We start from the raw sequence: 18,083 nt of genomic DNA, 5'->3' as shown, positions 1-18,083 counted from the left end.
CTTCACCAAAAATTCAAATTACGTATATATTTTCTCTTCTGAAAAACAAGGTTTTTTCGGAAAATAATTAATGTCGGGGAACTCGCATACTTAAGTATAGTCAACAATAAATTGATAAGACGCTGCCTTTACTCATGGTATTATCAGGTCAATATGCTTAATACAAATTTGTGGAAAATGCTTAGGCTTAGTAGCCACCCTGTTGTGGGTATAGTATTTTTAACTAATTTCCTTGTAGCTTTTCCAAACTCCAGTTTTGCTCAGGGACAATCCGTACCCCGAACCTCGCAATTTGGTCAGGGACAACCCGTACCCCAAAACTCACAATTTAGTCCCGTACAACCCGCACCCCAAACAGCGCCGTTTGGTCAGGGACAACCTGTACCTCAAACAGTGCCGCCTGGCCAGGGACAACCTGTACCCCAAGCCACGCAACAAATAGACACTGGATACACATTGGGAGGAGGCGATCGCGTCCGTGTAAATGTGTTTGAAGTACCTGAGTATACAGGTGAGTATACAGTTCCTCCTGGTGGAGCAATTAACTTACCGTTGATTGGTAGCGTCACAGTACAAGGGCTAACAACGGAACAGGCTGCTGACGAAATTGCTCAAAGATATTCTCGCTTTCTTAAGCGTCCCCTCATCTCAGTGAATCTTTTAGCTCCTCGTCCGATCAATGTTACCGTTGCTGGGGAAGTGACACGTCCTGGAGCCTACAGTCTCAGCTTGACGGGAGGTGCAGGTCAAGATCCTGGTGTGCAATACCCAACGGTAATGTCGGCACTGACAACAGCTCAAGGTGTGACTCAGGCAGCAGATGTCACTAAAGTACAATTACGGCGTAAGCTAGGACGCGGCCCAGAGCAAATAGTCAATATCGATTTGAAGCAATACCTACAAACAGGTAATATTGGGCAGGATGTAACCTTACGTGATGGTGACACCATCTTTGTGCCAACAGCTACAACCTTAGACTTGGCAAATGCACGTAACTTGGCCGCAGCCAGCTTTGGTGCCGACATTACCAGACCTCGTACAGTAGCAGTAGTCGGCGAAGTTAACCGTCCAGGCTCCTATCTTGTCACCCAAGGAGAAGCAGCAGGCGGTGGAAGTACTGCTGGAGAGACTGGTACTGGTGCACCAGCTATCTCCGCTCAGCCAACTCTGACACGAGCAGTTCAACTTGCAGGTGGAATTACACCACAAGCTAATATTCGCGATATCATCGTTCGTCGCCCAACTCGAACAGGCACAGAACAAACTATCAGAGTCAATCTCTGGCAGCTACTGCAAAGCGGTGATGTCAATCAAGACGTGATTGTACAAGACGGAGATACTATTGTTATTCCCACTGCTACCGAGTTGAGTCCAGCAGAAGCTACACAATTAGCTAACACTACTTTATCTCCTTCACGTATTCAAGTGGGTGTGGTAGGGGAAGTGAAAAATCCAGGAAGAGTAGAAGTTCAGCCTAATAGTAGTTTGAACCAGGCTATACTTGCGGCTGGTGGATTCAATAATGCTAGAGCCAGCAGTTCAACTGTAGATTTGATTCGTCTCAATCCCAATGGTTCTGTTACCAAGCGTAAAGTAAAAATGGACTTTTCCGCAGGAATTAACGAAAAAACCAATCCCATACTCCGCAACAATGATGTGGTGGTAGTTTACCGCTCTGGCGTAGCTAAAACTGGTGATTCTTTAGGCGCTATCTTTAATCCTATCGGTGCTGTCTTTGGTATTTTAAGAACTATATTCACCGGATTTTAGGATGTGCAGAAATTGGGGCGTCTGTCAAGGCTCCCCAAATGTTGCCTGATACGAAACTGCTTCTCAACTGTTAGTGTCATAAGTCATATCGGTTACTAATAACTAAATGACTAATATGCAACTTCAGCTTGGCAGACGGAAGCATAAGATATCCTGGAAGCAGTCATTACTGTGCAGTCTGACTCTGGCATTAAGTTGGGGTGCGGCAATGCCTGCAACTTTAGCAGCAGAAACAGTTACTATCCGCTTGGGCCCCTTTCAGCAGTCAGTAGCGATCGCCGACTTAGAAAAATTTGCCAAAACCGGAAAGCTACCAGAAAATCTGCAAATATTTTCATCAATACTGACGCCCCAAATCCGAGAATTATTAACAAAGCGTCTGGAAGTAGACCCGGCTGTTGCTGACAAATTCATTGACGAGTTGAAGCGAAATCCAGCAGGCAAACAATTTATATCATCTTTAGCAGCAATAATACCAGGTAGCACCGCCGAAAGCCTGCAAGCAACCCTCAATCTAGCGCTGCGGCAATTCAACGGCTTAAGTCCACTGGGTTTTTTGCGGGCATACCCACAGGAGAATATTACAGTAGACGCTTCTCAAGCAGTTTCTCTGGCAGTTGAATTTAACCCTAGCTATTGGCAAAGCCAAATTTTCGGAACCTTGCTAGCACGAGAGTTATCTCCACCTGCCAAAATTAACACAAATTTTCCAGCTAGCTTCGATCCAGCTGCTATTGGTAAACAAACAGTGCAGCAGCAGACATTCATAGTGCGAGATCTACAGCGAAATCGTACTTTTCCTGTAGACATATATTGGAGTAGCGGTAATGCTCAAGAACCACTGGTTGTGATTTCTCATGGATTTGGAGCCAACCGCAAATTTTTTAGTTATTTAGCGCGTCATCTTGCTTCCCACGGCTTGAGTGTCGCCGCCATTGAACATCCAGGTAGCAACAGTATTGCTGTGACAAGAGCCTCAAATACGGCCAACCTCGCAAAATTGCTACCAGCTTCTGAATTCATAGACCGACCGAAAGATATCAGCGTTTTGCTCAATGAGTTAGCAAAACTGAATGCTGAACCAGGACGGCTGCAAGGAAAATTAAATACGAGGCAAGTAACTGTTATTGGTCACTCATTGGGAGGTTATGACGCCCTAGCTTTGGTAGGAGCAGAGGTTAATTTAAAACAATTGCGGCAATTCTGTAAAGACTCCTTAAATATTGGTCAAGCCCCCGGTGACTGGTTGCAATGTACAGCAACTTCCTTACCAGAGCAAAAATTACAGCTAAAAGATGAAAGAGTCAAAAGTGCGATCGCTCTTAACCCCCTAATTGGCGACCTCTTTGGCAAAAACGGCTTAGCTCAAGTTAATAAACCAGTCTTAATCTTAACTAGTACCGAAGATGCCCTCACTCCAGCAGTTAAGCATCAAATAGTACCTTTTAGTCAACTCAGAGGTCAAAAGTACTTGTTAAGTGCGATCGGTGGTACTCACTTGAGTATTAGCGATCCGACTTATCAAATAAGTGCTGCTACTACGATTGTCAAAGAACGGCGGGGTGAACAAACACAAGCCTTGCGCCAACTGCTTCAAGGTGTCAGCTTAGCGTTTATTAAACAACAGACACCAGAAGCAAATATTTACCGACAGTTTCTCACCCCAGCTTACGCTCAAACTTTCTCGACATCCCAACTGCCCTTGAGTCTTGTTTGGGAGTTACCAGCAAACCTCAAATCTTGGCTGGACTTAGTAGAAAAATAATCAAATCCATATTGTCGTGGCATGGCAAGACTAATTTAATGCAATATGATGTCTTGTGGGATGGGCGTCTCGCCCGTCCTGTGCAGAGCGACCCACACCACAAAATTTTATTGCACTATTTGAATACGGTCACGCCAGTAGCGTGCGTTAGGACGACAGTCCGTAACGCACAATCATTTAACTACTGGCAAAACTCCAATTGTCAACAGCAATAAAGTTTATTACCAAACCCACCCTTGCGAGTACAACTGCCCAGATGTTTTAATAGCTTTGCCTACTACTAAAGTATCTTGCCCAAACGCGCTACTTGTGATAACAACTTAACACATTCAATAATATTAGACTAAAAGGTAAGACAAGGTAGAATTAAGTCCTTAAAGTAAATCCCCAACAGCTTAATTAGGAGCATGTATGGAGCCAATCATTGCCATAGTTTTAGTGCTTATAGGCTATGCCATAGGATCTGCAAAACTTATTAATCAAGGGAATGAAGCCCTTGTAGAACGTTTAGGTCGGTATCATCGCAAACTTGACCCAGGGCTGAACTTTATTATTCCCTTGTTAGATCAGATCGTCATGGAGGATACAACTAGAGAACGGTTTTTAGATATCAAGCCTCAGAACATCATCACCAAAGATAATATCTACTTAGAAGTTGATGCAGTCGTGTTCTGGCGTATCCGAGATATAAAGAAAAGCTATTACGAAATAGATGACCTCGAAGGTGCACTGACACAATTGACTACAACGACTATTCGGGAAGAAATTGCCCAAAACACTGTAGAAGAGACTAATCTCTCCCGCGCTGAAATGGATAAAGCCATACTAGATAGTTTGAATGAAACTACAGAAAAATGGGGAGTAGAGATTCTTCGGGTAGATATTCAAAGTATTACACCGCCGGAAAGCGTGCGGAAATCAATGGAAGAACAGCGGGCTGCTGAAATTAAAAGCCGCGCTGTTATTCTAGAAGCGGAGGGAGAACGGGAAGCTGCAATTAAAAAAGCAGAGGCAACTAAGACTTCAATGCAGTTAATTTCTGACGCCTTACGTGCCGATTCTGACACCAAGGAAATCCTACGATATCTAGTGGCACAAGATTATATCAATGCCAGCTACAGATTGGGTGAGAGCAAAAATGCCAAGGTAATATTTGTAGATCCAGGTAAAACAAGTGAGATGGTGAGACAAGTAATAGCTGAGTCAGCAGCCCAAGAAAATAGCAAGACACCGGAAAATGGTTCTGCCTAGTCCACAGGCAAAACTGATGAAGACTTGCGGAAAATTGCATCTGCAACCAAACAAACATCCCGCATTTCTTTGACATCGTGAATCCGGAGGATATCAGCACCTGTAAAAATAGCAGCACAACAAGCCGCTGCCGTTCCCCAGACTCGTGCTTTTGGGTCTGGTTGATTTAGAATCCGACCAATGAAGCTTTTACGGGATGGCCCCACCAAAATAGGGCAGTTGAGTTTTCGCAATTCTGGCAAGCGGCGAAAAATTTCTATATTTTGCTCGTAATTTTTGGCAAAGCCAATTCCAGGGTCAATGATAATTTTATCCTGATTGATACCCGCAGCTGTTGCTGCCGCAATTTGCTTAAACAAAAAATTAGAAATCTCTTCCAGCAAATCTTGATAATTAGTCATTTGTTGCATGTTCTGTGGAGTACCACGGATATGCATTAAAATAATTGGCACATTTAGTTTCGCTACAGATGACAACATTTCCGGGTCAAATGTGCCTCCAGAAATATCATTAATTATATCTGCACCTGCTGTCACTGCCGCTGTTGCTACTTCTGCGCGTGTTGTATCTACAGAAATTGGTACGGAAATTTCTTTGCGTAACACGTGCAAGACTGGCAAAACGCGGTCAAGTTCTTCAGCAGGTGAGATTGGCTCTGCTCCCGGTCGTGTCGATTGACCACCGATATCAATAATATCTGCTCCAGCAGCTTGCATTGCTTGCGCTTGTGCCAAAGCAGGAGCGATCGCATTGAATTCACCACCATCACTAAAACTATCGGGTGTAACATTCAAAACGCCCATTAAATAAGTCCGCTGTCCCCATTCAAAGGTGCGATCGCGAATAATTAAGTTGCTTGACCTTGACATGAGTTGAAAATTCTAAGTCATAGAAAAACACAAAGACACTAAGACTCAAAGCAACAAACACCTGCAAGCACTATCTTTGTGTTTACTCTTCATGTCTTCGTGTCTTCGTGGTTCCAATTCTACTTGTAATTCACAATCCGGGCAAAACTCGCAGGTTCTAAACTTGCTCCTCCCACCAGAACACCATCAATTTCAGGTTGAGCCATGATTTCATCAATATTGTTCGGTTTCACTGAACCACCGTATTGAATCGTCACACCAGGGTTGTTGAGTTGACTGCGAATTAAGCCGATGACTCGATTGGCTTCGGTGGCTTCACAGGTATCACCAGTACCAATCGCCCAAATCGGTTCGTAAGCAATTACCAAATTCTCCTGATCGACATCCACTAAGTCTTTTTCCAACTGACTGATAATCAGTGATTCTGTTTCTCCCGCATCTCGTTGGAATTTAGTTTCGCCTACACACAAAATTGGGGTTAAACCATTTTTTTGAGCAGCTTTGAGGCGCAAATTTACGGTTTCATCCGTTTCCCCAAAGTATTGTCGTCGTTCGCTATGACCGATAACTACATAGCGCACCCCAATTTCTGTTAACATCAGCCCGGAAATTTCACCTGTATAGGCTCCACAATCTTCCCAGTGGACATTTTGCGCCCCCAGTTGTACGCGGCTACCATGCAAACTCTTGGACAAAAGGTTTAAATCAGTGAAGGGGACACACAATACCACTTCTCTATCTTGGGGAGTTTCCTCCAAGCTGGGCAGAAATCCTTTTAAAAACTCTTGGGATTCTGCCTGGGTTTTATACATTTTCCAGTTTCCGGCAATTACTATTTTCCGCACAGGTAATTCAGTCAAGTTCTTAACGCTACTAGATGCATTTTTCACTCTAGTACATTTTGAGAACCAAAAACCCTAACTAGTTGGTAAAAGGAAGGAAAGCTAGATTCAACAACGGGTTTTAGATTCAGCTACAGCTGTTGCGTTACCCAAAACCGATTCTGCTTGGGCTAGCGAACGAGCGATCGCACAAGCATCCGTGGTTATTGCCTTCGTAGATATGACATCCTTGTGCGGGATTTTCTGAAAGTTACTCTTAAATTCAATTAGGTTAAAGCCTAGTTAGCAAGTCAGAAGGGTGGGTTTCTGCCCGATCAATTCAACTAGTAAACACTCACATTGAGAGTGTAGTTTAATACTCCACTACCACTAGTTTGCTGAGTTGTTTTGACACCGGGACCGCTAAATTCCACATTTACTGAAGATGATGCGGGAGAATAACGGGCAGAAATTTCCACTACGTGTTTTCCCACTGAGAGATAGCGTGATAGATCAATATAGACTCTTTTGTTGCGAATCTGTTTAATAACTTTGCCATTGAAGGTGATTTTACCTTGTAATTGAGATCCTGAAGTATTAATTCTGAGGATGTGTGGTTTTCTCAGATTAACTGCGCGGAGAGTGATAGCACTTTCTTGGTAATCCGATGAACTACTAAAGTGCTGTCTGCTTGTATCTTTGCGTACAACTATTAGGTCTTGAACAATATTGTCATTATTCAGACGTACATCAATTTTTCCTAGAGGAGAACGAAGATTGTAGTCTCCAAAAAATTGATATGAAATAGCAGGTTGAACTAGACCTAAAATTCCTGCAAGTAAGATGAATGAGACACTCAAAGAATCAGCCAATTTTTTCATACTCATCACCTCTGTTTGAGCCTCATTCCCCAGCCAGCGCGGTAGTTGACATTGAGCTATAGAGGTTAATTCCGAGTTTGAGCTTGGGCCGCCGCTAGAGCTTCATTGGCTTTAACAATAGCTTTAGTTATTGCCTGTACAGAGCCAGCATCCCCTTTAGCTTCAGCTTGTGCCTCACCCATAAAGGCTACTGCTTGAGATACCGCCGTAGCAACTTGAAAGTTATCCCCCTTCTGAGCTGAACTTTGAGCTTTAGCCATCGATTTTTGTGCCTGTATAAGCTTCGGTAAGATAATATCTCTGTGCTTTGATGGGACGTTGACTGGTACAGTCCGTGCCACAGTTTGAACTACACTTACTGCCTGATTCAATACCTTCACTGCAACGGCAACAGCAACCCCTACCGATACGTTCTCTTGAGCAACAACGAACTCGGAGTTAGCCAATGCATTACCATTACTTAAGTCTTTGTGATTAGATGAGAATGATAATGCCTGACCTGAGAAAATTATCAGCAAGCCCATCACTAAAGCAGTTACTTGACTAAAGTGATTGTTTTTCATCCCGCTCATCTCCTGATTCAAAAAACGAGAGGGTGCACCCATCCTCGCTGAAATCAGGGATTCTGCGCGCCCTCTCAAAGCCTTCCGTGAAGATCAAGCTTTCTACATCTGCAACTAGGTCACTTATGAACCTTATTGAGCACTGCTTTGAGCAATAGCAGCCGCGTTACCCACAGATGTTTGGGCACTGGCTAATGATTTAGCAAGAGCTGGTTTGCCAGGCCCGCTAATAGCATCCGATTGTGCTATAGCCAACGCATCACCAAGGACTGTCGTTGCTTCAGATAGCGATTTGGCAACTGCTCTTTTGTCGCTGATTGCGGTTGAACCAGAAATAGCAGTAGCATTTCCAATCAAAGTTTTAGCCCGAGCAATCGACTCAGCTAAAGCACCTTTCTTAGGCCCACCGATCGCTTGTGATTGAGCAACAGATAAAGCGTCTCCCAATGTAGTTTCTGCGACAGCAACCGATTTTGCGTACGCTTTTATGTCTCTGAGAGCAAGGTGACGAGGAACTTGAGCAACAAGGATCTCGGCATTACCCAATCTATTTGTACGGGTTATTTCTACAATCTTATATGTACTTGCAAATGCTGTACCTGAGAAAGTAAGGAGAGATCCCATCGCCACAGCAGCAACTTTGTATAAAACTATATTTTTCATACTTACCTCCAGAGAGTTCAACTCCCTTCTGTCTAAAACATGATTAATTTTTAGGTTTTATGCGTTATTTATTCGCCTAAAAAGTCTTATGTTTTAGAGCTATTAATATAGTAAAAATTAAATGTGAAGAAATTGTGAGTAAGCCTCTGATGTTAACAATATAATACAATTGAATTTACTTCATCTTCAACTAGGTTAGTTATCGACTTTCTTGACTGTAGCTCTGAGCAATAGCCACCATATTTACTATTTTTTATCAATTAAATTGATTAAAATTTTTGCATATTAAAATCATTAAACTAAAATTTCATTGGCATGTGGAAACCTTCTCCGAGGAGTGACGGTGACTGTTGCCAACCTGGACTAGAATCGAAACATAGCATCCCTTGCAAATCGGTAATCTCGCATTCCTAACAAATGTTTATAAATATGGATTCCAAATTACCCTCTCCTGAACCTCCTTACAACAATGCGAGCCGCACTGATGATAATGCCCTTAACTGGGAGAAAGAACTGGATAACGCCATTTTCAGCTTTGAGGATATTCAGGCGGAACTCAACTATAAACAGGCACAAACAGCACTGCGAAATTTAGTAGCTAATCTTGACCTCACTGTTGAGGAAAAAGCTGGATTGGAGACAAAAATTGCCGATTTAGAAGCCATGCTGAGTAAATTAGAGAGCATGGTAGTGCATATTGCTGCTTTTGGCATGGTAGGACGAGGCAAGTCTTCGTTGCTGAATGCTTTAGTTGGGCAAGCGGTGTTTGAAACAGGGCCTTTGCACGGTGTTACCCGCACTGCACAACGAGTAAATTGGAGTATCACAGAGGAAGCTGTTGGGGAGACGGATCATGCTTTGCGAGTCACCCTACCCGGAATTGGTCAATCGCAAGTGGAATTGATTGACACACCGGGTTTGGACGAAGTAGACGGTGAAACCCGTGCTGCTTTAGCAGAACAAGTAGCAAAACAGGCAGATTTAATTCTGTTTGTGATTTCTGGTGATATGACGAAAGTTGAACACGAAGCCCTTTCTCAGTTGCGAGAAGCGGGTAAACCCATCTTGCTGGTGTTTAACAAAGTAGATCAGTATCCACAAGCAGATCGGATGGCAATTTACCACAAAATCCGCGATGAACGGGTGCGAGAGTTGCTCTCACCGGATGAAATTGTCATGGCAGCAGCATCACCACTAGTGAGGACGCTGGTTCAACGCCCCGATGGTACAAGAGGCGTGCAGATGCGTCAAGGTAATGCCCAAGTCGAGGAATTGAAGCTGAAAATTTTGGAAATCTTGCACCGTGAAGGTAAAGCCTTGGTTGCCCTGAATACGATGCTTTATGCTGACAACGTGAATGAGCATTTAGTGCAGCGCAAACTGATGATTCGGGAGAATGCAGCTAATCAGTTGATTTGGAAGGTAGTGATGACCAAAGCAGCGGCGATCGCTCTTAATCCTCTGACGGTAGTTGATATTCTCAGCGGCGCGGTGATTGATGTTGTCCTCATTCTCGGTTTATCTAAAGTCTATGGCATTCCCATGACGGAACCTGGAGCTGTAAAATTACTGCAAAGAATCGCCTTAAGTATGGGCGGCATCAGTGCTAGCGAACTGCTGGCAAACTTAGGCTTAAGTTCATTGAAAACCTTACTTGGCATCTCTGCACCAGCTACTGGCGGTGCATCCCTTGCACCCTATCTATCAGTAGCGCTGACACAAGCAGGAGTAGCTGGTGTTTCTTCCTATGGTATCGGACAAGTCACCAAAGCTTATTTAGCCAACGGGGCTACCTGGGGGCCCGAAGGCCCAAAAGCAGTGGTTAATAAGATTTTGGCCACGCTAGATGAAACGTCGATTCTCAATCGGATTAAGGATGAATTGCGGGCGAAATTGAGACCCTCGCTTTGATAAACAACAAGCTGTCCCAAGATGAACAGCTTGTTGCCATTTTTGGTGATGGCTTAAACTTTGCTAACAGCCATCTCTGCATTCGTACTGTCTATTTATCTGAACAACAAATGTTTTTTATTCATTTCTTGGAGCACTGCACAATCAAAAATTACTCTTTTCCGACACAACAGAGCAGCTCAAGATGAATAATTAAGACATCTATCGTTAAATTCGTGTTGGCTTTATCTGAGTAGCCTTGTTACCCTGACATCATACTCAGTACCTTTTGGATGGTCATTTCTAGCCTGGACAAGAGCCATGCCATCCGCTTTTTCTTTTGATTCTGCGTCGATTTCGTATCGTGTTGTCCCGTTTTGACAGGTATTGTTCATTTGGTCGGCAAATTCTTTGATATCAACCAATACCTCATAGGTGTGAACCATTTTGGGACCTCCTCGTGCAACGTGCAAACGATGATGGTGTTAATGTATCCAGTATATGAAGACAGACAGGTGTCAGTCCTTAAACAAATACAATTCTTTATTCAAAGTTGCATACGTACTTGTATACTGTAACAACTTGTGAAGAGACGAAAATAAACCGATAACATGAAAGGAAGTCAAAAGCCAAGAACAAAAGTGTGGCGTTGCATATTTGCGGGATGATTTGATAGTTTTGTGGAATGGGCGACACAAGCTGTCTGTTGGATTTTCGGGACGGACAAGATGTCCACCCCACAAGAAATCATCTCTTGATTGTGCAACACCAAAGTGTTTTTGACTTTTGACTTTCAAGGCGGCTTTACTAAGCTGTTCCACATCTAATTTGCATAACTTGGGCGGGCAGGATGCCCACCCCACAAGAAATTGAGAAAATCTAATATGCAATTTAAATGTGCTTTAGCTTAGCCTCTATTTTTGAAAGATTCCAGCCATTGTTGGACTTGTTCTCGGGCAATATCGCGGGTTCCCAAACCAAAGGAAAGGGCAATAGCAACTGCGATCGCACCCAGTAGCAATCCAAAGGCCAAATTCACAATATCAGGGGCAACGCCGATTTGTTGCAGCGCCATTGCCGCGACTAATGTAATAATCGCTATTCGCGCTAACTGACCTAAAATCCTGGCTTGAGGATTGCCGGAACTGCTAATAATGCTAAAAGCTAGATTTGCCAGATATAGACCAATCGCAAATACGATCAATCCAGCCAAAATCCGCCCCAGTACGATGACAATACCACTCACTAGTACTGTTAGCGCTGGAATATTGAGGATATTCACTGCCGCCACAGTCGCAAACAGCATAATGCCAACTAATACAATTATACCGACAATCTCCGAGGGAGTACGGCTTGGTGGAGTCGGTGCTGCTGGTTCTTCTGGGGGAATAACAATGCGTCTAGGGGGTGGTGTCAAACCCAAAACAGAGAAAATATTGTTAAAACCGATGCTTGTAAGAATGCTGGTAACAAGATCCGCAACGAACCGTCCCACAAAGTAAGCAACAATTAAAATCGCGATCGCTGTAAAGATGGCAGGGAGTGCATTGAGAATCTGCTGTAGCATGGCGATCGCCGGCACTGAAATCGCAGCAATTTGTAGGGTATTGAGTGCTGCGATCGCCACAGGAATCAGAATCAAGACGTAGACAATTGTACCGATAATTGCCGAAAGAGATTGCGCTCCTGTTGCGCGTGAGAGTCCTAGCCGAGTTCCTAAATTGTCAATTCCTGTGCTGGTTAGTAAGTTCGTCACAATTCGCCGCACAATATTCGCTAAAAACCAGCCAACAACGGCAATGACGATCGCACCGATAATATTCGGTAGAATCGCAATAATCTCTGTTACCAGCGCTTCTACTGGTTGTAATGCTTGTTGTAGCCCCAGAGTATCTAGGATCGGAATCAGAAACAGTAAAAATATAAACCAATACAGAGCATTGCCAATTGTATCGCTCAGAGGCAACTGATTTTGAGTAGTGGTATTGTCTCGCGGTTGATTTAAACGCTCATCTATTCTTAACGCTTGCAATCCCCGTATTGTCAGAAGTTTGACAATAGTAGCCACTAACCAAGCCACTGCCAAAAAAATTGCTGCACCTACTAATCTTGGTAAGAAGTCACCAATTTGATTGAGAAAAGCATTGAGTGGCTGAGAAGCTACCCGCAACTGAAGCGTATCCAACACGGCGACTATCGTCAGCAGTAGAATACCCCAAAACACCAAATTGGCGATGACATTCTCTACTTGGGGAAGTTCCCTACTATCTTCACGCCCCATCACTCCGGTGGCAATGCGATTATCTATCTGGGTGCGATTGAGAATTCCTCGCGTCACAGCCGCAGCGATCGCAGCAATAATCCAACCAACCAACAAAATCAATACTGCTCCCAGCAAGCGGGGCATAAAAGCAATCACCTGTTGGAAAGTGTTCTGCACGTAAGTATCAAAATTGGCACCTTGCTGCGGTGGTAATGTAGGTGATTGTGCTACAAACTTCTCCATCCTAACCCACAAACCAGCTCCCATCACTTGGGTTATGTTTTGCCAAGTTGTATTCATGGTTTTCCGGTATTAAAAGTTGAGTTCTATCGCAGAAAACACTGTAGATGCTTCCGGAGTAGATTGCCCTAAACAATGCTACACCCCGATAACTTCGCAGTGTTTTGCATTGGAATTTACCAGTAAATTTTACAGGGAATTGATATCAATAATTATTTTTAAAATTTTTATTTTTTATTGTTGGAAAAAACAAATTAAAATATCTATCTATTAGGTCTTGACTAGTATTTACATATACATGTAATTTTGTAAGATTGACTGTAATTTTGCAAAGAATCGCGGAAGCATAAAAGCCATCTAGTCACACACACAAGTTCTATATAATAATTGCTAGGTTTTACATCATGCGCGGGGAATGTCAATTTTGAGTTAGTCTGAGTGCAGATATGACATCAAAAACGCGAAATTTCTGCGATGCAATTTTTTGAACAGTCAATTGATATTAATGCCTCGGCTGCGGTAGTTGAGCGCTGTATTACCGATCGCATTTTAATGCACCGTTGGCTCAACCCTGCATTGCGGTGTGAACCTGTAGGCGAATGGAGTACCGACAAAGGCAGTAAAAGTCGCTTTGTTATTCAAATACCCATAATCAAACCAACATTGAATAGCACCGTTGTAGAAAGACAACCGGGGTTGGTAGTTTGGGAATTCGATGGTTTTTTTAAAGGCCGCGATCGCTGGGAGTGCCAACCCATAGAAAAGAAAACTCGCCTACTCAACCGCTTTGAATTTGAAATTCCCAACCCTCTAGTAAGCTGGGGTTTCAAAACCTTTGCCGAAAACTGGACAAAAGAAGATATGCAAGCCCAACTGCGCCGTCTTAAGCGCGTAGCAGAGGAGATACAGCAGGAATGAGGGGGGAGTGGGCATAGGGCATAGGGCATAGGGCATAGTTAACAACCACTAACTACTAACCACTAACCACTCACCACTAACTACTAACCACTCACCACTAACTACCAACAATTCCCTAGTTCCTACCCAACTGAGTTAGCAACCGCCGAATTATGTAGGCATCTTGTGCTTCTGGAGTCTGGGTTAGATAAGTTTCTAAGTCGGTGGCGGCTTGGGAAAAACGACCGAGTTGATAGCACAAAAGACCGCGATCGCGCACTTCTAACGCAAACCCAGGAAATAACAGTAAAATCCTTTCTACTGCTGCTAGGGCTTTTTCCAATTCCTTTTGGTTTAGGTAAATGTATTTGAGATTCGTTAGCATCCTTGCCAAAATTTGCTTGTTTGTCACTGCTGCTAAAAATTCTGGTTGTAGTGTCACAGGGTGCTGATAGATTTGAGTCAGCTTTTCTTGACAATCTTGGGGGAACAATATCTCACCGTCATTGAAGGCATCAACAAAAATCTCTATATCTGAAACATCAGGACGAATGAGGAAATGTCCAGGCATTCCTATTCCCACCATCGGAAAATCAACTCGTCGCGCGATCTCAATATATACTAGTGCCAAAGAAATGGGAATTCCAAGGCGGCGGTCAATCACATCGTTTAAAAAGCTGTTGCGGGGGTCGTAATACTCTTGCTTATTTCCTGTAAATCCCAAATCAGTGTAGAGATATTTATTAATATTCTGAATCACCCGCAGCGGATACCGTTCTACTGGTAAGCGTTCTTCTAACTCCGCTGCCATTGTATCAAAGGCATTGAGATATTCTTCTGGGTCAAGGTCGGGATATTCTTCTTGGGCTATATATAAAGCTGTTCTTGCTAAATCTATCTGCTCATCAGGCTGCTGGACTTCCTGGTAAAAATATTGCCGCGCTGACGAGATATTCATAAGCAAATATTTAGTATGGGTTTGCAAAGTTGACTTGGATTGGTGAAGATAATTTGTGTTATACCTTATATTTAATAATATTAAGGATATTGGCAAGATTTGTAAATTTAGTTTGTGTTTTTACAAAAACTTCTGAAAATTGTCTCTATCTAAGGTATGAAACTTATCTAAGTATTTTTTAACAATTTCCTTTAGCGTGACCTAATAACCATCAAACAATAATCAACTTTAACCCTGTTTTGTCACTTTTGTTATGACAGAATGAAGAGCAACTAATCCTACATAGGTTGAAGGTATTGAACTATTCTATAACTCTATAAAATTGGCAAATAGGCTCAAAGCTCAATTGAATAAGCGTTTCAGGTATTTTTTTCAATTTTGGCATAACAGGATCATAAGTATTGCTTTGTTATCGGGTAATGCAAAGGACTTTGAACAGAAGTAAAGAGGCAAATACAGAGACAAGCAAGTCTTCTCTTTATAGTAGGGGATTCTTCTGGGAAGCTCGTACCCGCATCCTCTTCTGGTACGTCCTGATTATGACCTTCATCTTTTTAGTCTCTATCCCAGCGTTTCGTCACGTTCTGTATGCACGGGTGGATGAACGAGTCCGCCGGGAACTGGCGGAAAAGATGGGTACATTTAAGCAATTAATTGATGCTGAAGAAAACGCCAAACTCAGGAACCAGACAGAAGAGTTTGGAAATATCGAAATAGATGAGCAGCTCAAACCACCATCCTCTAAGGAAGAACTGAAAGACTTTTTTGATGTTTTTCTATCTCGCCAGTTACCAGAAGATGATACCCACCTGATTGCCTTTGTAGATGGAAAATTTTATAAATCAAGTCCCAGTGCTAGACCAGATCCACTGGCGAAAGATTCAAAGTTAATGCGGCGTTGGGCAAGACAAACTCAACCCGAACAAGATGAGAAACGTGTTGCAAATGATAGCACCATAGATACCATAATTTATGTAACGCAACCTGTCAAAAGGGATGGAGAAATTCTGGGGGTATTTGTAGTTGCCCATACCACGGCTGGTGAGCGTGGAGAAGCTCTAGAAGCGGTTATCGTCAGCATTCAGGTAAGTAGTGTTCTTCTGCTACTAGCTCTGATACTGGTTTGGATAGCCTCAGGACGGATTCTAGCTCCCTTGCGCTTGCTGTCAGTAACCGCTCGTTCCATTAGCGAATCCGACTTGAATCAGCGCTTACCAGTTCGAGGAAAGGGCGAGATAGCAGAATTAGCGACTACCTTTAACGAAATGATGGATCGCCTGCAAGCTGCATTTACAAGTCAACGTAACTTTATCAACGATGCTGGACACGAACTGCGTACGCCAATCACTATCATTCGGGGACACTTGGAATTAATGAGTGATGATGACCCAGAAGAAGTGCGGGAAACGGTAGCACTGGTAATGGACGAGTTAGGCCGCATGAGTCGATTTGTGGAAGATTTGATTTTACTGGCGAAAGCGGAACGTCCAGACTTTTTACTGTTAGAAACTATTGATGCAGGCTCGCTGACACAAGAGTTATTTGCCAAGGCACAAGCGTTGGCAAATCGTAACTGGCGCTTAGATGCCATTCCTAAAGGAAAGATTGTAGTAGATCGCCAACGGCTTACTCAGGCAGTGATGAATCTGGCACAAAATGCTACCCAGTACACAGAACAAAATGATACCATAGCTATCGGAGCTGTGATACGTAAAGATAAAATCCGTTTCTGGGTTCGAGATACGGGAGAGGGTATTGTTGAAGCTGACCAGCAACGAATATTTGCACGCTTTGCTCGTGCAGCAAATAGCCGTCGTCGTTCGGAAGGTGCTGGTTTGGGATTATCAATTGTTAAGGCGATCGCTGAAGCTCATCATGGATCGGTAGAGCTATACAGCCGACGCCAAGTTGGCTCAACCTTTACTATTATCTTACCTGTGGAACCACCACAAGAGGGATTGTCTGATGCATCGCATTCTCATCGCTGAAGATGAACCTCGTATAGCCTCCTTTTTAGAAAAAGGCTTGCGCGCACATGGCTATACGACTGCAATTACTGCGGATGGGGATGAGACGATACTTATGACTCAAAGTGGTGAATTTGACCTGCTGATCTTGGATTTAGGATTACCTGGAAAAGATGGTTTAGAGGTATTGGAAGAGTTACGCGGACAGGGTCAACGATTGCCAATTATTATTTTGACTGCCCGTGATGACATTAAAGATAAGGTAACAGGATTAGAAGCTGGTGCTGACGACTATGTCACTAAACCTTTTCGCTTTGAAGAACTCTTAGCAAGAGTGCGGGTAAGGTTACGCAATCTGAATTTATGCTCGCCTAAAGAAGATACGATCCTTACAGTTGGGAACATCGCTCTGGACTTACGCACTCGTAAAATTAAAGTAGGCGATCGCATGATTGACCTACCAGCACGAGAATTTACTCTCGCAGAAACATTTTTCCGTCATCCAGGACAAGTTTTGAGTCGAGAGCAACTACTGGACAGAGTCTGGGGTTTTGATTACAACCCTGGTTCTAACATTGTGGATGTATATGTAGGTTATCTGCGTAAAAAGTTAGGTAATGACCTCATTGAAACTGTTAGAGGCATGGGCTATCGACTGCGAACATAAAAATAATATATATATATATCTATCATCTATTTTGATAATCAGATCCAGTTTTAGTCATAAGGCTATATATTGGTGGTGGCCAAATCGTCTGAGACTTTGGCTAAATTTTGAGACACATCTGAGATATCTTAATTTAGATGAGCCAAATTTTAATTGTAGAAGATGAAGTTCGCGTCGCTGCCTTTGTCGAAAAAGGACTCCGCAAAAATGGTTTTACTACTGAAGTGGCAGCAGACGGCGAGCAGGCAATTTTTATGGCTCAAAGTGGCGATTTTGACTTATTACTGCTTGACTTAGGATTGCCAGTAATAGATGGTTGGACAGTATTGCGCGAACTGCGACGCCGAGGAGAAAAGCGACCAATTATTATTGTGACTGCTAACAATGATGAGCGAGATAAGGCAGCCGCTCTAGCAGCTGGTGCAAATGACTACATTACTAAGCCCTTTAGTTTCAGCGAACTTTTAAAAAGAGTTCGGGCACAGTTGGGTCAATAGTCAAGAGTCAAGAGTCAAGAGTCAAGAGTTATTGGTAATTAACTACCAACCACTAACCACTAACCACTAACCACTAACCACTAACCACTAACCACTAACCACTAACCACTAACCACTAACC

At 43.2% G+C, this 18,083-nt stretch carries 16 protein-coding genes; 8 read left to right on the top strand and 8 right to left on the bottom strand.

What is annotated here, in order from left to right; all coding sequences use genetic code 11:
- Positions 1-153 precede the first annotated feature (153 nt).
- The 3 genes from HXY43_RS23760 to HXY43_RS23750 all read left to right on the top strand — a co-directional run bounded on the left by HXY43_RS23760 (position 154) and on the right by HXY43_RS23750 (position 4,786).
- Complete coding sequence (locus HXY43_RS23760; RefSeq protein WP_290888717.1) at positions 154-1,770, top strand: SLBB domain-containing protein; 1,617 nt, start codon at positions 154-156, stop codon at positions 1,768-1,770.
- A 115-nt stretch (positions 1,771-1,885) separates the two neighbouring features.
- Entirely contained in the window at positions 1,886-3,535 is a 1,650-nt protein-coding gene (locus HXY43_RS23755; RefSeq protein WP_290888803.1) for an alpha/beta hydrolase, read from the top strand.
- Between the two features lie 411 nt (positions 3,536-3,946).
- Positions 3,947-4,786 (top strand): SPFH domain-containing protein, encoded by an 840-nt coding sequence (locus HXY43_RS23750; RefSeq protein ID WP_290888714.1) that lies wholly within the window; start codon positions 3,947-3,949, stop codon positions 4,784-4,786.
- Here HXY43_RS23750 and folP read toward each other — a convergent pair.
- From folP to HXY43_RS23725, 5 genes are all read right to left on the bottom strand, one after another.
- Positions 4,783-5,655, bottom strand: coding sequence for a dihydropteroate synthase (gene folP / locus HXY43_RS23745; RefSeq protein ID WP_290888710.1), 873 nt, complete (start codon positions 5,653-5,655; stop codon positions 4,783-4,785). The two genes, HXY43_RS23750 and folP, sit on opposite strands and share 4 nt — an antisense overlap.
- Before the next feature lie 119 nt (positions 5,656-5,774).
- Complete coding sequence (gene tpiA, locus HXY43_RS23740; protein ID WP_290888800.1) at positions 5,775-6,500, bottom strand: triose-phosphate isomerase; 726 nt, start codon at positions 6,498-6,500, stop codon at positions 5,775-5,777.
- 320 nt (positions 6,501-6,820) lie between these two features.
- The gene (locus HXY43_RS23735) at positions 6,821-7,363 is read right to left on the bottom strand and encodes a hypothetical protein (protein ID WP_290888707.1); all 543 of its coding nucleotides are present in this window, start codon (positions 7,361-7,363) and stop codon (positions 6,821-6,823) included.
- A gap of 59 nt (positions 7,364-7,422) precedes the next feature.
- On the bottom strand, positions 7,423-7,920 hold the full coding sequence (locus HXY43_RS23730; protein WP_290888704.1) for a hypothetical protein: 498 nt from the start codon (positions 7,918-7,920) through the stop codon (positions 7,423-7,425).
- Positions 7,921-8,052: 132 nt separating this feature from the next.
- Complete coding sequence (locus tag HXY43_RS23725) at positions 8,053-8,583, bottom strand: hypothetical protein (protein ID WP_290888701.1); 531 nt, start codon at positions 8,581-8,583, stop codon at positions 8,053-8,055.
- A 429-nt stretch (positions 8,584-9,012) separates the two neighbouring features.
- On the opposite strand from HXY43_RS23725, the gene HXY43_RS23720 reads away from it, so the two are divergent.
- Entirely contained in the window at positions 9,013-10,494 is a 1,482-nt protein-coding gene (locus tag HXY43_RS23720) for a GTP-binding protein (protein ID WP_290888698.1), read from the top strand.
- A 224-nt stretch (positions 10,495-10,718) separates the two neighbouring features.
- On the opposite strand, the gene HXY43_RS23715 is transcribed toward HXY43_RS23720, so the two are convergent.
- Both HXY43_RS23715 and HXY43_RS23710 read right to left on the bottom strand, forming a co-directional pair.
- The gene (locus HXY43_RS23715) at positions 10,719-10,919 is read right to left on the bottom strand and encodes a hypothetical protein (RefSeq protein ID WP_290888695.1); all 201 of its coding nucleotides are present in this window, start codon (positions 10,917-10,919) and stop codon (positions 10,719-10,721) included.
- Positions 10,920-11,380: 461 nt separating this feature from the next.
- Complete coding sequence (locus HXY43_RS23710) at positions 11,381-13,036, bottom strand: mechanosensitive ion channel (protein ID WP_290888693.1); 1,656 nt, start codon at positions 13,034-13,036, stop codon at positions 11,381-11,383.
- A gap of 414 nt (positions 13,037-13,450) precedes the next feature.
- On the opposite strand from HXY43_RS23710, the gene HXY43_RS23705 reads away from it, so the two are divergent.
- A complete protein-coding gene (locus tag HXY43_RS23705) occupies positions 13,451-13,894 on the top strand; it encodes an SRPBCC family protein (protein ID WP_290888690.1) in 444 nt (147 codons plus the stop codon).
- Between the two features lie 115 nt (positions 13,895-14,009).
- On the opposite strand, the gene HXY43_RS23700 is transcribed toward HXY43_RS23705, so the two are convergent.
- Entirely contained in the window at positions 14,010-14,831 is an 822-nt protein-coding gene (locus tag HXY43_RS23700) for a SirB1 family protein (RefSeq protein WP_290888687.1), read from the bottom strand.
- 419 nt (positions 14,832-15,250) lie between these two features.
- On the opposite strand from HXY43_RS23700, the gene HXY43_RS23695 reads away from it, so the two are divergent.
- The 3 genes from HXY43_RS23695 to HXY43_RS23685 all read left to right on the top strand — a co-directional run bounded on the left by HXY43_RS23695 (position 15,251) and on the right by HXY43_RS23685 (position 17,962).
- Positions 15,251-16,819 carry a HAMP domain-containing sensor histidine kinase gene (locus tag HXY43_RS23695; RefSeq protein ID WP_290888684.1) on the top strand — a complete coding sequence of 523 codons (1,569 nt, stop codon included), beginning with the start codon at positions 15,251-15,253 and terminating at the stop codon, positions 16,817-16,819.
- A complete protein-coding gene (locus HXY43_RS23690) occupies positions 16,797-17,465 on the top strand; it encodes a response regulator transcription factor (RefSeq protein WP_290888682.1) in 669 nt (222 codons plus the stop codon). Before HXY43_RS23695 ends, HXY43_RS23690 begins: the two co-directional genes overlap by 23 nt.
- A gap of 137 nt (positions 17,466-17,602) precedes the next feature.
- Entirely contained in the window at positions 17,603-17,962 is a 360-nt protein-coding gene (locus tag HXY43_RS23685; RefSeq protein ID WP_290888679.1) for a response regulator, read from the top strand.
- The last annotated feature ends 121 nt before the right edge of the window (positions 17,963-18,083 follow it).

It is taken from the genome of Fischerella sp., from assembly GCF_013388695.1.
Taxonomy (GTDB): domain Bacteria; phylum Cyanobacteriota; class Cyanobacteriia; order Cyanobacteriales; family Nostocaceae; genus PCC9605.
Note: the sequence above shows the minus strand (reverse complement) of the source record. Positions and strands in the feature narration are given on the sequence as shown.

Excerpts from the sequence above, each read along its gene's own strand:
- HXY43_RS23760 (WP_290888717.1), top strand. The coding sequence starts at position 154 with ATGCTTAATACAAATTTGTGGAAAATGCTTAGGCTTAGTAGCCACCCT.
- HXY43_RS23755 (WP_290888803.1), top strand. The coding sequence starts at position 1,886 with ATGCAACTTCAGCTTGGCAGACGGAAGCATAAGATATCCTGGAAGCAG.
- HXY43_RS23750 (WP_290888714.1), top strand. The coding sequence starts at position 3,947 with ATGGAGCCAATCATTGCCATAGTTTTAGTGCTTATAGGCTATGCCATA.
- folP (WP_290888710.1), bottom strand. The coding sequence starts at position 5,655 with ATGTCAAGGTCAAGCAACTTAATTATTCGCGATCGCACCTTTGAATGG.
- HXY43_RS23735 (WP_290888707.1), bottom strand. The coding sequence starts at position 7,363 with ATGAGTATGAAAAAATTGGCTGATTCTTTGAGTGTCTCATTCATCTTA.
- HXY43_RS23730 (WP_290888704.1), bottom strand. The coding sequence starts at position 7,920 with ATGAAAAACAATCACTTTAGTCAAGTAACTGCTTTAGTGATGGGCTTG.
- HXY43_RS23725 (WP_290888701.1), bottom strand. The coding sequence starts at position 8,583 with ATGAAAAATATAGTTTTATACAAAGTTGCTGCTGTGGCGATGGGATCT.
- HXY43_RS23720 (WP_290888698.1), top strand. The coding sequence starts at position 9,013 with ATGGATTCCAAATTACCCTCTCCTGAACCTCCTTACAACAATGCGAGC.
- HXY43_RS23715 (WP_290888695.1), bottom strand. The coding sequence starts at position 10,919 with ATGGTTCACACCTATGAGGTATTGGTTGATATCAAAGAATTTGCCGAC.
- HXY43_RS23710 (WP_290888693.1), bottom strand. The coding sequence starts at position 13,036 with ATGAATACAACTTGGCAAAACATAACCCAAGTGATGGGAGCTGGTTTG.
- HXY43_RS23705 (WP_290888690.1), top strand. The coding sequence starts at position 13,451 with ATGCAATTTTTTGAACAGTCAATTGATATTAATGCCTCGGCTGCGGTA.
- HXY43_RS23700 (WP_290888687.1), bottom strand. The coding sequence starts at position 14,831 with ATGAATATCTCGTCAGCGCGGCAATATTTTTACCAGGAAGTCCAGCAG.
- HXY43_RS23695 (WP_290888684.1), top strand. The coding sequence starts at position 15,251 with ATGCAAAGGACTTTGAACAGAAGTAAAGAGGCAAATACAGAGACAAGC.
- HXY43_RS23690 (WP_290888682.1), top strand. The coding sequence starts at position 16,797 with ATGCATCGCATTCTCATCGCTGAAGATGAACCTCGTATAGCCTCCTTT.
- HXY43_RS23685 (WP_290888679.1), top strand. The coding sequence starts at position 17,603 with ATGAGCCAAATTTTAATTGTAGAAGATGAAGTTCGCGTCGCTGCCTTT.